We start from the raw sequence: 14,614 nt of genomic DNA on the forward strand, positions 1-14,614 counted from the left end.
TCATGGCAAAAAGGTTTGATAGAAAATCAAAATGGTCTTATAAGACAATATATTCCAAAATCATCTTCTTTTGATGATATAAGTCATCAGTATGTAACTAAGGTCACAGACAAAATAAATCGTCGTCCGAGAGAAAAATTGAATTTTCGTTGTCCATTTGAATGCTTTTATGAAAATATTTTTTAACTTTGCAATCGTTAGTGCATTTGCATGTTGAAACCGCCAATCTTAAGATCGCTACCCAACTTTGAATAAGTATAAAAAACAGATCCATTTAGCTGTAACCTATGATTGATATCAGAGTATACACCTAATTCAAAGTTATTTGTCTTTACTGGCTCAGTAATAATCTTGGATAAAACGTCTTCTTTAGCTGCACGCAGCGTCCGCCCTAAATCAAAAATAGAAAAACCTTGCGAAAAAGCAACGAAAGGTTGAAATATCGACAACTTGTTGAAAGATATACCTGCATTAAATGAGAAATTATCATATTTTAGTTTACCTCCCTTAACATGTACTTCAGGACTGCTGAGTTTTGTACGCAATATATCGTAATCAGGTACATTGACATCTATAACGTCATAACGTCCTCCTAATTTTACATTAAGACATTGCCAAAGAGTTGTCTTTGTTTGCAAGAATGGAGCATGATTACTACTCTGAAGTTTAGGAACCCAATAACGTCCATCTACAAGTGGCTGAGAGGTTTTATCTAAAAGATAATCATATCCATAAGTAAGACGAGTGAAGAGATTGTCAGATATTGACAAGAATGTATTAAATTGAGAACGGAAACCAATCTTTTGATCTTTGATGGTAGCTTGTCCACTTTTTTCTTCCCAGCGCGGTTTTTTCGGGTTATGTTTTCTGAAATCAAATATTGTATATAAACTTGTACCATATATGGACGCTTCAAAATCTGTATTTGAAAATAATTTGCGAGAGGAAAATTTTAGATACGCATTATGATTATATGGTGTACCTTCATCGACAGCCTGTGGGTCTTTTTCACCAAAGATACCTATAGCTGGACTTTTTAGATATTCTCCTTTTTGTTGAACAAGAGCAGTATGCTGCAAGCTCCGATAGAAATTATACATAAATTCTATTTTATTTTTGGCTGATAATGCGTAGCCTAATTTAATAAGAGCGTTTGACGTATAAGTATCACCTAACCCATAGCGTGGAGAGATATATTCACCAGAACCATCAATACTACTACCTGTTTTTACAAGAGAACCACTAACAAGATAGTTTAATTTATCTATAGAACCATAAAGTTGTTGGTTGACACGATAGCCCATTCCTTGTGTTCCATGATAGAAATTATAAGTTGAACCTGAGAGAGAAGACTCACCGGCAATCTTTTTGTTCTTTGTATTCTTTTTTGTGATAATGTTTATCACACCACCGATAGCACCATTTCCGTATAATGCAGTCGACCCCTTTACTATTTCAATGTGATCAATAGCAGAGACATCTATAGAGCGTATATCACGGTCTGTAGATCTTAATGGAGTGGATTGTGGAATCCCGTCTATTAATATGAGAGCACCCCTGCCTCGAAGAGATTGCGAGCGTGAACTTGTTGTATTGCTCGCTAACGCCATGCTTGGAGTGAGTAAACCTAAAAGGTGAGATAAATCAGGTTCAGCTTTACTCATTGCTGCAATTTGCTTTTGATCTATAATTGTTACTGTTGCAGCAGCATTAGACTTTATTTCAGGGATACGCGTAGTGTTTATAACAACTTCCTTTAAAAGATACGTTGAATCTGCCTTAATATGCTCTTTGGCATTACCAAATGCATACGTCGTAACAATCATACTAAGAATTAAGTAAAATTTTTTCTTCATGTGAAATAATATTTGTAAATAATTAATTAAGTGATTCGTTTTAATGTCTTTGGTGACATACTAAATCATTTTGCAAAGGTATTAAATAAATAAAAGTATTACAATACCTAAAAATCATGAATTTTCATCAACTCTTAGTAAATAGTCAATATAAGCCACCCTTCACACTAACATCCACACTGTTGTTCGCAAAAACAAACTTAATTGCCTTCTCTATTTCAAGTTGAAGTCGGCTGCCGATACCCATTGCCCTGCGAAAGTGGTGCCAGTGAAGCTCGATTTGGTGGAAATGCCGTAGCGAACGGAGCCTTTGGTGCTGCGTATATTCTTGATCTCTATGCGGTTCCATCCATATCCATTGCCGTCGTTAGCCTCAACGATATTCTGATAATAGGTCTCGTCTGGATTTGATGAGAGCGAGTCTGCGACGCTCAACCTACGTTTCGCCTCTGCCCAGATATTCCCAGCTGTATTGCCATTGGCTGGTATCTCCACCATATATTTGCGTCCATCGGCAATGGCATATACATAGGCTCCTTTGCCATTGGTACGAGCGACGACACTCAAGGTATATGTGCCGGGGGCAACATCGGTTTTCTCACGCTCCACTTGATAGTTCAGTCCCCAGTCTGAGTAACCGTCCAAATACCGCACATCCTGGTTGCCAGTGTAATATTCTCCATTTGAGGTGTAATGGTCCTCACGATCTGTCGGAGCAACCAGCAGATACCATCCGCCTTGATTCAGGAAATCCCAATCGGTTTCGTTGATGAATACGCCATTGTGTGTATTCTTCTTGATGTACGCCTCGTGCCTCAAATTATCCTGTTTCTCCTCAGCAATGGAAATTCTTGCACCAATGGCAATGCCACTGACAATCGCTACAATGAGACTCGCAGTCCATACACCCGCCCACATCAAGCGTTGCGGAGTGCCCATCGGCAGGAGTTTCTTGGTGTTGCTAAGTATTGAGTGAATGCCGCAATAAAGGGGAATGAAAAGCACACCTGCCATACTGACAACACAAACCACACTCAATGTTGGACTAACCGCACTTGAATAGAGCGTCGCAAATTCAATGTCGCCAAACAAATCGGGCATGGTCAGCAACACGATGAGGGCTGCCAATAAAGTAACCAATACCAATCCGGCAAAAATGCAGACAAGAATTAAGAAGCCCTTCATCAGCAGCAGGATAATTTTGAAAAAACCTCCTACGCATCCTATCGCCCCACTCTGCCGAGTTTGAGGAATATCTGCCTGTACGTGTTCTTCGGTCACTTCTTGTGCCAAGCTTTGTGGCGTCACATCCTTTCCTTTCATTTTCAGTCGGTCTTCGGGATTTTGTGCCACAGGTGTGATGATTGAAATCATGAAATAGATGAGCACCAGCCAAAGCGGTGTCCATGTAAACGGCGTTACGTGGAAAAACATGCCAGAAGACAAAGACGTATTGAAAGTGATAAAGACGAGCAGCACGCAAGCTAACCGCCACCACAAAGAGTCGCCACCAAAGTAGCGGGCACATCCAGCCAGCAGTCCGGTGATTTTCTTATCGGAGGGATCACGATATAGGCGTTTGCCCGATTTTCTCAATCGATCGAAATAAGCAACAACTTCATCTTTCAGTCGGTTGACCGTACTCGTTTCCTCCGACTGTTCCTCATCTTGCTCCGTCGTCTCCTCGTCTTTCGGTTCATCCTCATCCATCTCTTTGGGATCTCCGATTCGCGTAATGATGTCCTGCACGTGCTGAATGTTGATAGCCTCAACTCCCTGTGACTTAAGGTCGTCAAACAGTTCAGCGATGCGAGCCTCAATGTCGTCGGCAATCTCTTTTCCATCGGGCTTATGCGCAAAATAGCTGCGCAAAGTGTCGATATATTGTTGCAACAGTCCGTAGGCGTCTTCGTCAATGGCGTAAAGCCTGCCTAACATATTGATGGTAATATTTTTTTTCATAATGACTGATTGAATAATGAATAACTTATTTAGATTGTTTCAGAAAATTGACAGTGGCAGCAATCTCTCCCCACGCCTTGTCCAATTCGCGGAGGAAGACTGCCCCTTTGTCGGTGAGCATATAGTATTTTCGCGGAGGCCCCTGCGTACTTTCCTGCCAGTTATAACTCAGCAAGTGATCGTTTTTCAGTCGTGTAAGCAGCGGATACAGCGTTCCCTCCACCACCAGCAGTTCGGCCTCCTTGAGCCGCTGAATGATGTCCGACGTGTAGGCTGCCTGTTTTTCCAGCAACAACAAAATGCAGTATTCCAACATTCCCTTGCGCATTTGTGATTTCACATTGTCTACATTCATAATCATCAATTTATAGTTGATGATGCAAATGTATGCAAAATACAAGTACCTTGCAAAGCATAGTACTATAAATCTTTTATTTATTAACCTTATTTAACTACTTAGATGCGGAAAACTGATATTTAGCAGTAAGTGCATAGCGTGGCATTCAACCCCAAATAAGGCTAAATAGCACTAAAAGAAGTCTCATCGTATTATTGCAGTTTCGGCGACAGAATATAAAAACAAAGTTTGTGTGTCAGAGAGTAAACATTCTACTTTATCCCTGATACCCAATTCCCCAGTTAGTGAGAACAACTGTCATCCTCATATCGAATATTAAATATACAACTGATATAAAATCTGAATATACACCAAAACGAAACGAGTTTGCAAACCAAGAAACTGTCTAATCACAAAAAATAAGCTTTACACTTAGTGTTCAATTCAAATACCCACGCTCTAATGTTAACAAATATTAATCTATCAATTCTTTTCTTTATTTATTCTTTTGTTTCTATGAAAACATTTACCTTTGCACTCGCTTTACAATTAAAGTCACATAATCATGTGAAGGAGAGATGGTAGAGTGGTCGATTACAACGGTCTTGAAAACCGTCGCACTGAGAGGTGCCGGGGGTTCGAATCCCTCTCTCTCCGCTAACAAGGGTGTAAATCAACGAGTTACGTGATTTACACCCTTTTCTACACCCAAAATTTAGGCAATAAAAAACGGGTCAGTCAAGATATTCATCTTGAGAGTAGTTCCTTTGTATGTCTAAGGTGTATTGAGACTATTGCACAGATGAATTTCTTAGACTACTCCCCCCCAAAAAAAATGGGCAAGTTGTTTCGGGCGGGGTTTGACTTGTCTAATTTTTTGGATTTGTATCGTGTTGAAGCACTGACTTGTTGACAATATCAACTTGCCGTTATGGAATAGTTATTGGCTTATCTTTCAACTTAATACGGTTTTCTGTACTTAATGTGGGTACACAGATAAACAAGCGTTTCATTGCACGACTAGCAGCCACATAATACACCCGATGAACATTGTTGCCATCTAGGTTTGGAGACAACAGAAACTCCAAGTCTTCTTCCTTTTCAAGAATGACAAAGACGTTATCAAACTCCTCTCCTTTTGATTTGTGGATAGTCTTATGCTTGTCATTTGAATCACCATACTTCACCCCAAGGGCAGCATCAGCGTATGTATGGTTTACGTAGAAATCCTTGATTGCCTTGCCTGTTATCTTAGTTATCTTGAGTTGTAAATCATTCACCAGAAAATTGTAGAAATCCATCAGGCTTCCGTCTTTATAGTCCTTATAGCCATCTAGCAAACGTCTTAGAGCCACAATGGTTATTGTCCTATCGCGATTGATGATGTCTAGTTGATGCCAAGCATTTCGCAAGTCATTCATTCTAGTATATTCCACGGCCTTAATCAACGTCTTTATAATCATCTGACGTCTAGCATTGCTGTCAAAATCAATCTCTAATATTTTTTCGACTTCTCTCACTCCGTTCTTTTTACGCATCGAATTGGCAAGTACGTTTTGAAAGGCCAGCGATTGTATATCGTTAGTTCCACTCTTTTCAATACTCTGTTGGTAGCAGTTAAGCATATCGCCAACTAGCAATTCCGGCATCATTCCTTCTGATCCATTCAGCCAGTCTTGCGAGAAATCAGTCCTGACAATATTCAGTAAATCTATTATCTGCTTCGTGCTACGCTTATTCCCTCGTATCTCATACTCCTGCATTTCTGGAACAGTAAAACTGTCAAATTGCTGCACTGTAGCACCGAGAAAATCATAGATTGATTGTGTTTTATCGCCAACCACTCCCACAATTACCCCCTCATTGCCTAACTTGGTTAGGAAGTCAACCACAAAAGGTATTGTATCTTGAAATTCATCCACGAAAATATATGGATATCTAGCCTTTATCAATATGTATATATTGGGATATTTTGAAAGCAGGATGTAAGAGAAATATAAAATGTCATCAAAAGATATATAGCCTCCACTCCATATCCATCTTTTGAACCCCATGTACCAGTCATTACCAACATATCGCTTGCCACTTTTAGTGACATAAGTTTGTGGATATTTGGGTTTGTAATGTTTGTATTCATGGTTTTCATAACGCCATATGGCTTTTGTTAAGCCATTCAGATAGGTTTCGGTATCTAACCAAGATTTGCCAATGCTTTTTAATACAATTTCAGCCGCTCCTTTTGATTTAAAATTAGAGTCATCTACAACCACAAGTTTGCTCAACTCCAGCCCAAATTCTGCAGCTACCAGATGAATATAGGGTTTTACTATATTGGCATACAAGAAACTATGGATGGTACATACCTCAACCACGTCATTCCTCATATTCAAACGTGAAATGATGGTGTCGATACCCACATTGGTATAAGTGATACAAGCCACCTTCCTCACCACATCAAGTTTGTTGCTGTTTGATACTACATTTTTGATATGGCTTATCAACCAATGTGTCTTTCCAGCACCAGGTCCAGCAGTCACCTTAAATGGCTTGTCTACAGGTATGGTTTGCTCTGATGTTATGATAATAGCCATGTTAATGCGTCAACAATATATTGGGGCACATGGAACTCTTTTCTGTCTGTTTCTGGTTTCTCCAGATTAGCCATAAGTGTTACGTTTAGTTCCAGCGCATTGCTACCTTTTGAAACGGAGTTCAAATAACGTGATGCAAGTAAGGCTTTTCGTTTCTCTTCATCCGTCCACTTCGATGCACCTATGGATGTCTTAATACGGGTATTAGCCTCACTGTTTCGCATTTTACCCATCATTTTTTTTACATCCTGTTCTGCCATCATAGCTTTTATCTCCTTCAGATTGGACACAGAGTTGGTCAGCAACAGTTCACAATTGGGATTCTCACGCATTATGTCATACTCCAACGTTTTTCCGTACGTTACATCTTGCCTATAAAACCTAATGTTGGGGTGGTCCGCATATTGATTCACCTCTGTATCCGCATGATGCTTATAGTCGTAGTTGTCTGCGTCTATATTGTATTCATATGGGTAGCAGGCTTCATATGTCGCGTCAGATTCATGCTTTTTCCTACAGGGATCAATGTCTGTCAAACAGACAATCTTCTTGTTGATGGTGTATGGATTGTTTGTATCAAACAACTTTAGGAAGTGTTTGAAATAGCGACCACCCATATTTACCACCAGCACATGCTCATCTGTAAGGTTCTTGTCCAAATATCTAGCAAAGACAGGGAGTAGCAGCTCCTCCGCAATGCCCTCAACGAATATCAATTTGTTGGCAAAAAACATATCAGCTTTGGTAGCATCTAAAAACCTTTGGACATATTGCTTGGATTCATCATCATTATCTTCTTTATAAATGTCACGTGGATATCCAACATTAATCTGCCCTAATGCAGGTGAAGTTAGACAAATCAAGTCATCCAGTTTCACAGCAGAGGCAATTTGGGTAGAATGGGAGGTCATGAATATCTGACGTACATGTCCATTTGCATTGTTGTCCTGTAGAAACTGTAGGAACTTATACTGCATAGCTGGATGCAGATGTGCTTCACATTCTTCTACAGCAAGGAATGAGAGTACCTTAGCATTGCGTTTCATGTAGGTGATGCTGCTGTCCGCCTGCATCTTTGCAAGCAAAAGCGACATATAGATTAGATTGTTATAGCCTAAACCATTATACGTCGCTGGTACTTCTATACCAACAGCATATTTTATAATCATTCTCAACACTGCAAACATTTCATTTTCCGTCACCGTTCCATCAAAATCAGGTACAGCTCCGTTGAATGTTGCACCTGTATCAAGTGCGTACTTCAGAAACACGTTTTTGCCATTCTGCAATCTACCTTGTAAAGTTTGCATCAGTGGACTAGACTGTTGTACAAAACCATCTCTCAGAGTTTTTAATTGTCCCTTTATCTCGTCCTCTGTCTTTGTAGAATCATTCTTAACCGAGTAATCAATGAAAAAATTCAGCACATCCCTAAGGAGCGGATTATAACCGGCGTATAGGTCATGACTGACATCGCGAATAGCATCAAGGAACTGGAAGTCAATCTGCCCCAACGTCTCATTGATATTGATACCAGCAGCCTGATTACCTCCCGATCGACTACTTTTATAGAGTCTGATGTAGTCTTGCTCTATAATCTTCCATATTTCTTTGGCTGTATTTGCGTTAGCAACATCCGCCTTATAGTGGTCCTCTTGTACATCTATCAATTTAAACTCGAATCTCAATTCTGCTTCCTCACTTAATGCCGGATCTGTCATCAAACTAGAGAAGAGTCCCATTTCTGCAGAATACAAGGCTTCCCCCGCACTTCGACAAAAGACAAGAGTTATTTGAATCCGTGGTGACTGCTGTTTAAGCACTGCTATATCGGTTTCATAAAATAAGTCACTAACTCCCAACCTATGACCATAATTATAACTAAGCACTAAACCCATTGCACGAAGTAGGTTGCTTTTACCTGTATTATTATGACCTATTATAACATTCACCCCTTCATGGAAAGGTATCAAAGCTTCCTTGAAGTTTCGGAAGTTTAGTATCTTGATTTCCTTGATATACATACTATTTCATTGCTTTGATTTTACTATCTATAAAGTCAATCTCTTCTGCTGAAAGGTTATACTTTGTATAGAGTTGCTTGTCAATCTCATCGACAGACTTTTTCCAGTCAATATCTGATTGGTCAGTAAAGTCTTGAAGCGGAACAAAGCGATAAGTCTTGCTCGTCGCATGCTGGCTAGCTTTAGCTAAGCTATGCATAAAACGAACAAAACGTGTTTTAAGATATTGCACCAATGTGTTAGCCGAGCTTTTATCTAGAGAAAGATCTGCCCCAACGACCAAGAATGTTTCTGTGGCAACCGAATTCGGTTCTCCTACAAACGCATTTAGATTATCATCATTCAACTCTGTTCCAATATTATTAGCATAAGGCATGAACACCTTCCACCTATTTATCCATTCAGAGTTTCTCTTTACCGTTGAAAAAGTAATATATCCTAGGCAAGAGGAACGACCAAAGCAAACAATCGAATTCTTTTGGGTTGGTTGTTCCTTAAAAACTGTCGTATCTTTTGTTATGTTACCATCTATTCCAAAAGGACGTCTTGCTGATACTATATCTGATAATGAAGCAAAAGATGCACTCCCTGTAACCTTCTCCAATATTGATATTGCCTCTTGATGGCGAATAAACATATCTAGACCATCAATCCTTATAGAACGACTTTGGGATACAATGTCCTGTCCTCCTCTATTAGATATAACCTTTGGAAGAATTACGGTATTGTCAAAACCCTTGTCTCTCACAATAAAACAGAGGCCTCCACGGTTGTTTGTATCTGGGAAGACTTCATCAGGACGTTGATAGTCGTATAAAAGTTTGATATGCTTGTCGGAAAGCATAGTTAGCCTAAATTCATCTAACCCTTTTCCTCCTGTATACCACCGAGCAGGCATAATCATAGATACATACTTGGTAGATATATCTCTGGCAATATTTACAAACTCTTGATATATTGGTTTTGCACTAGCTGCTGCACCGCCATCGGCTTTCTGATATGGTGGATTGCCTATTACGAGATCAAATTTCATTTCTTTGAGTTGTTGTATAAATGATTCTTTGTGATCTGAATCGAGCAGATCATATGTCGTGAATCTTGAGATGATATGTCTGATATCAAGCTCTAGCAAGTTATACACCTTGCGAGTAAACTCATAACTAACACTTGATGTAGGTAAAGCATAGATGTTCTTGCCAATTTCGTCTCCATACTTAGAGATGAGTGCTCGAGTAAACTCTCCTTGCTTGGAGGCGATGTCTAAAATCTTTGTTGATTTGGTTATGGCTTCTTCTCCGAGGGCATTAATCATTTCAAGGGCTACAGCCTGAGGAGTAACCACCTCAGAAGAGGAGAGACGACCGAACTTTGCCATAGCGACTTCAGCTCTTTTCATTGGAGAGAGTGAATTATCTCGCATTAAACTGTTCAAGTTTTCTATTTTATAGTCAAGTACTCTTAAAGAGAATACGTTGCTCTTCTGTTGCACAAGTTTGAGTATGGATAGTCTCAATCCTACATGCTTAGCAATACGCTTATTCTCTTCATTATCTTCGATTGATCTGATAATTGATAAAAGCGAATCAACAGGAGTTTCTGTGAGAAATGCATAGAAGAGTATTTGAGCATAATAGGTAGCGAGCTTTTTGCCTATTAGATTGTCTTCCTTTTCATCTTTTGGCTCATTTTTTGTCGGATGAGTATCGGTGCTGTTAGGATGCACTTGTTCTTCTCCAATGTCCAGTTCGGTCTCATCTCCAGTTACCGCCTTGATCTCTATACCCTTCGAAGCATCAATAGGATTCAGTTGAGATATGGCATTCAGTAAAGTCTCATCTGAAAGAAGCATATAATCCAATGGAATATCTGTTGCTTCGTCCATAACACTGCGATTGACAGAATAAGCTCGTACGGCATCCATCACGTCAGCAGGGCTGATGCGCTGTAGTCCGTCATTGCCAATTGTTATAATGGGAGAGTATTCTAGTTCGCGCGCTATACGATCACGAAGGTGTTCATTCCCTCTCTGCTCCGTATTGGCATTATAGATCTGAGAGCGTTGTTCTTGGAGACGAAACATACGATTAGGATCGAAGTCCACAAGCAATGTTTGTGGCTTCATGTTATATTTAATCGTCTCTCCATTATTACTGCTAAGTGTACGGACATATTGGTTTTGGAGTCGAAAAACTGCTTGATCATATTCTTGAGGTGATGCTGAATCTTTGAGATACAGCATAGTGTCCCACTCCTTAACAGTACTACCCGTTAGCATACGATTGACAGTGAGCGTTATTGTCTTAATATCATCTCTTTCACACTGTTCAATCTTGTTCTTCACCGACTCTGTTGTTGGATAGAGATATGTACTCTTAAGACCTGCTATATTGATTATAGCATAGTCTCCTATATGATTAAAAGCCTTCTGTTTCTTTTTAAGTAATTCTTCCATCGCATCACACGATGCTCGGTAGGGCAATACAAATACCATGTGCCGGCACATCTTGCCTTGTTGGATCTCTTCCAATTCTAACAGAGAAAGAATCTGTTCATCCCTTTCAGAGCCATCAATAGCTTGAAGTAATCCAAAAACCTCTGTCTCGTGGACAAACTTCCGATGTGATTGATGCTTCTTATCTTCAGCAATAGATTGAGGTTTCATCAGTTCGGATAAGCTACTTGAGAAACCATGCTTACGAAGTTCTTCCAGCCGCTCTCGAGACGTCTGATTGGGCAGAAATGCAAAACGAACCATCTGAGGAAAGCCATAATAAGGATTTTCCCATTCTTTGACGTCATCAGAAAGGATATGATCTTTGTCCCATTGTGCCTGAGCTTCTACGATATCTGAAAACTGATAGAATGCTATAATGTCTTCCTCTGCAAACTCACTCCCCATAAGGATACGATAGGGTGTACCAGATAGGTGAATACGAACTCGAGACCTCAGAAGCTTGAGCTCCGCATTCTGCTCATAAGCATCAGCCGTATCTAAGTATAGAAGCTCTGCCTTAAGTTCCTTTTTCTTAGAAAGCTTGAGCACACGACCATACTCCTCGGCTCTTGCTCCGTAATGACTTTCATCAATAAGTAGAAGATCTATCTCTCGCTCGAACAATGATTGATGCTTAGTTTTGACTTCTTGTCCAGCCAAGTCCTGTAAAGTCAAGAAGAGAACAACTTTTTTCGTTTGTAATGTTATCTCGAGAACGTTATCATCCTGTAGTAAGGCGTCGCTATCTAAAAAGGTGTAGTCCACAAACTTAATGTGGCTCTCTACTGTACGCTTCCATTCTGACTTCACATCTGCCTTGGCAGAGACTACAACAACTAGCTGGGCATTCATTTCAAGAGCACAACACATTGAGGTGAAGCTCTTACCAAAGCGCATCACTGCATACATCAATAGGTTATTTCGTCCTTTCGATAGAGCTACGTTGAAGCGTTCGATTGTTTCTAATTGATTGGGACGTGGCTCATAATGCTCACTACGTTCATAGACATAGTTAATAGGAATACGGCCGTCTTCAAACGAAAAATAGGCATACTTCTGTAACTTATTCTCGTAAGCATTTTTAATATCGGAGATTGCTTGGGCAACGTTTTCTTCCGTAGCTCCACGGAAAAATTCTCTAGAGAAATAACAAGAATCAGATAATTCCTTTCGAAGCAAACGAACACAACCACGCTCCTTTTCTAAGAACTGGTGCACCGCATAATCTCGAAAGTAAATTGTATCATCTACCTTAGCCTTTTCCACATATCTCTTCTTTAAGTCAGGAAAATATCTTCTCCATTCCTCAAGACGTCTCATAACGGGTCTATACGTATCTCCTACCTTTAGATAGTCGGGAATTGTACCAGTAGAGAATGCATATATGTGTGGTTCTACTCGACCAATAATCAGTTCTTTGATAAGTGTATTCTCTTCCATTATTTCTTCTTTGAATAAAGGGAACGGAACTCTATTACTTCGTGTTTGTCCCAATCCATAATTCTTACAGGGATACCATTATGTTTATTCGGATTGTTCGTTTTACATCCTTCACAAGTTATCATTTCTTCCTCTCCAAATAGATTGCCAACAGTCCCCAGCACACCATGCTTGCAAGAGTTTGGGATAACCATCTTCAATCCATCCATCTGAAATATATTCCATGAGATAATTTTAGCAATCTCGATCTGCTTATCTACTGAAGGCTGCTCGCCCCAACGTTCTTCGTAATACTCTACGAAACTATAGAAAAGGTTCTCCCTAGCCAGTAGCACATTATCTCCTTGCCAATCATATCCATAAGTTGTCTGAAAAGACTTAATAACCCACTGTATCCAATCGCTATGATTTGAGACATTCTCATTTACAATTCGAATCTTTCTATCCAGTAACCCTATTCTTTGGGGCAATGCTATTAACTCGCCCGAAGCGGTATCATAGCGACTGACTAAGTAAGGTGCTTCTCCACAAGTAATCTCTATGCAATTACGTAGTACATAGTCTTGCCACGTCACTCCATCTGCAAAGCGTATAGGTTTAGGGCAAACGTTCCAAATGTGCCTGTCATCTATGTAAGAAGGCTCATTAAAGTGACTATCCTTTGATAGATAATTCTCATCCCCTGCATTACACATATCATTGCATACCCAAGCTGGAGTAAAAATTTCAGCCTTATCTATTGTCCGTTTCTTTTTAAGCTCTTTCGATTTGACTACACGAGGCATAATGATATGCCCATTATTACCAATAATAGAGGCGATCTCGATAGAATCAGTGAAGTCGAAGCCTTTACCCAAGGTAATATAGTCTGATGATGCCCAAAAGATGTTTTTCCCCGTTGTATGATCAATCAGGAGTTCTTTCAGTATTTTGATTGGCAATTTGTCTTCAAGTACATCTATCACACACATATTGCTTTCCTACATTATTAGTTCTTTGGGTGACACACGGAGCAAATCCGCAACTTTGAAGATGATAGCGAGGTTAGGCTGCTTGCGGTTACAAACATAGGCGTTGGTGATGCTGAAACTCATGCCCAACTCTTTAGCGAGCCACGTTTGAGTGATGCCTCGCTTCTTCAAATGCTCCTTGATAAGATTGCTATGCTCTTTCTTCTGTCCCATCGGATGATTGTTTATCTTGATATTAATTACAAAGTTATGAACTTATAATGAATAAAACGAAGAAAAGCGGAACTTTCACGCTACTGGAAATAATTTTTCCTGTGAGAAGACATAAAGGTAATCTCTTAAGTAGTCAATGATGATTGGAAACGAATATCATTTTGCCCAAAACTATCCACTTTTTGAATATGTATTTAGCGTTTTTGATAGTTATTGATTTCCTTGTGTTTCCCTATACTTCCTGCTACATCCTTGCCTCTTGGAATAACATCAAAAGCCTCCTACTTTTGTATCGTCAGAGCTGACTGAATGCCCTATGCGCAAGGGCAAGTTATTCATTTCAAACAATCGAATTATGACGATAAACGAATTACTGGACAAGCCTGTTTGGCAGATGACTGGTGAAGAATTACTTTTCCTTGCACAACACAGTAATATGTCCACGAGCAGGGAATCAACAAAGGCTTCTTCCTCCAAAGAAGAAAAGCGATATGTGTACGGGTTGGCTGGCATTGCACGCCTCTTNGGNTGNAGTNTNCCTACNGCTAACCGTATCAAGCAGAGTGGTAAAATCAATCGTGCCATTACACAAATCGGTCGTAAGATTATTGTTGATGCTGACCTTGCACTGGAATTGGCAGGACGAAAGACAGGAGGAAGATGATGAACACGACTGATTATGAAAACATTTGGCAAAAGTCGCTCATTCATGTAACCGATGAGTTT

The 14,614-nt window shown here is 39.8% G+C and carries 9 protein-coding genes, 1 tRNA gene and 1 pseudogene; 3 read left to right on the forward strand and 8 right to left on the reverse strand.

The genetic code is table 11. The features are described from left to right. Positions 1-186 (forward strand): hypothetical protein (locus HMPREF9304_RS15030; protein WP_036929220.1); only part of this gene is annotated, 186 nt, incomplete at its 5' end. A gap of 38 nt (positions 187-224) precedes the next feature. Here HMPREF9304_RS15030 and HMPREF9304_RS11275 read toward each other — a convergent pair. The 3 genes and pseudogenes from HMPREF9304_RS11275 to HMPREF9304_RS11285 form a co-directional block, all read right to left on the reverse strand. Then, positions 225-1,856: pseudogene (locus HMPREF9304_RS11275) on the reverse strand (TonB-dependent receptor); the annotation flags it as partial. A gap of 213 nt (positions 1,857-2,069) precedes the next feature. Continuing rightward, positions 2,070-3,818 (reverse strand): PspC domain-containing protein, encoded by a 1,749-nt coding sequence (locus HMPREF9304_RS11280; protein ID WP_036929223.1) that lies wholly within the window; start codon positions 3,816-3,818, stop codon positions 2,070-2,072. Between the two features lie 25 nt (positions 3,819-3,843). Next, positions 3,844-4,173: a PadR family transcriptional regulator gene (locus HMPREF9304_RS11285; protein WP_025072232.1), complete on the reverse strand. Its 330-nt coding sequence runs from the start codon at positions 4,171-4,173 to the stop codon at positions 3,844-3,846. Positions 4,174-4,727: 554 nt separating this feature from the next. Between HMPREF9304_RS11285 and HMPREF9304_RS11290 the strand changes: the two genes are divergently transcribed. Then, positions 4,728-4,812, forward strand: a tRNA-Ser gene (locus tag HMPREF9304_RS11290). Positions 4,813-5,084: 272 nt separating this feature from the next. Here HMPREF9304_RS11290 and HMPREF9304_RS11295 read toward each other — a convergent pair. The 5 genes from HMPREF9304_RS11295 to HMPREF9304_RS11315 are packed head-to-tail and all read right to left on the reverse strand — an operon-like array spanning position 5,085 to position 13,888. Beyond that, complete coding sequence (locus HMPREF9304_RS11295) at positions 5,085-6,746, reverse strand: UvrD-helicase domain-containing protein (RefSeq protein WP_036929225.1); 1,662 nt, start codon at positions 6,744-6,746, stop codon at positions 5,085-5,087. Then, positions 6,731-8,770: an AAA family ATPase gene (locus HMPREF9304_RS11300; protein WP_036929227.1), complete on the reverse strand. Its 2,040-nt coding sequence runs from the start codon at positions 8,768-8,770 to the stop codon at positions 6,731-6,733. The genes HMPREF9304_RS11295 and HMPREF9304_RS11300 overlap by 16 nt, the downstream gene beginning before the upstream one ends. A 1-nt stretch (position 8,771) precedes the next feature. Beyond that, a complete protein-coding gene (locus HMPREF9304_RS11305) occupies positions 8,772-12,704 on the reverse strand; it encodes an Eco57I restriction-modification methylase domain-containing protein (protein WP_036929229.1) in 3,933 nt (1,310 codons plus the stop codon). Then, positions 12,704-13,669 (reverse strand): hypothetical protein, encoded by a 966-nt coding sequence (locus HMPREF9304_RS11310; RefSeq protein WP_052046142.1) that lies wholly within the window; start codon positions 13,667-13,669, stop codon positions 12,704-12,706. Before HMPREF9304_RS11310 ends, HMPREF9304_RS11305 begins: the two co-directional genes overlap by 1 nt. A gap of 15 nt (positions 13,670-13,684) precedes the next feature. Beyond that, positions 13,685-13,888, reverse strand: a complete 204-nt coding sequence (locus tag HMPREF9304_RS11315; RefSeq protein WP_036929234.1) for a helix-turn-helix domain-containing protein — start codon at positions 13,886-13,888, stop codon at positions 13,685-13,687. Positions 13,889-14,243: 355 nt separating this feature from the next. On the opposite strand from HMPREF9304_RS11315, the gene HMPREF9304_RS11320 reads away from it, so the two are divergent. Beyond that, the gene (locus HMPREF9304_RS11320; protein ID WP_036929239.1) at positions 14,244-14,552 is read left to right on the forward strand and encodes a DUF3853 family protein; all 309 of its coding nucleotides are present in this window, start codon (positions 14,244-14,246) and stop codon (positions 14,550-14,552) included. The last annotated feature ends 62 nt before the right edge of the window (positions 14,553-14,614 follow it).

The organism is Hoylesella timonensis S9-PR14, assembly GCF_000762405.1.
Taxonomy (GTDB): Bacteria; Bacteroidota; Bacteroidia; order Bacteroidales; family Bacteroidaceae; genus Prevotella; species Prevotella timonensis_A.

Coding starts and splice junctions, on each gene's coding strand:
- HMPREF9304_RS11280 (WP_036929223.1), bottom strand. CDS start 3,818: ATGAAAAAAAATATTACCATCAATATGTTAGGCAGGCTTTACGCCATT.
- HMPREF9304_RS11285 (WP_025072232.1), bottom strand. CDS start 4,173: ATGAATGTAGACAATGTGAAATCACAAATGCGCAAGGGAATGTTGGAA.
- HMPREF9304_RS11295 (WP_036929225.1), bottom strand. CDS start 6,746: ATGGCTATTATCATAACATCAGAGCAAACCATACCTGTAGACAAGCCA.
- HMPREF9304_RS11300 (WP_036929227.1), bottom strand. CDS start 8,770: ATGTATATCAAGGAAATCAAGATACTAAACTTCCGAAACTTCAAGGAA.
- HMPREF9304_RS11305 (WP_036929229.1), bottom strand. CDS start 12,704: ATGGAAGAGAATACACTTATCAAAGAACTGATTATTGGTCGAGTAGAA.
- HMPREF9304_RS11315 (WP_036929234.1), bottom strand. CDS start 13,888: ATGGGACAGAAGAAAGAGCATAGCAATCTTATCAAGGAGCATTTGAAG.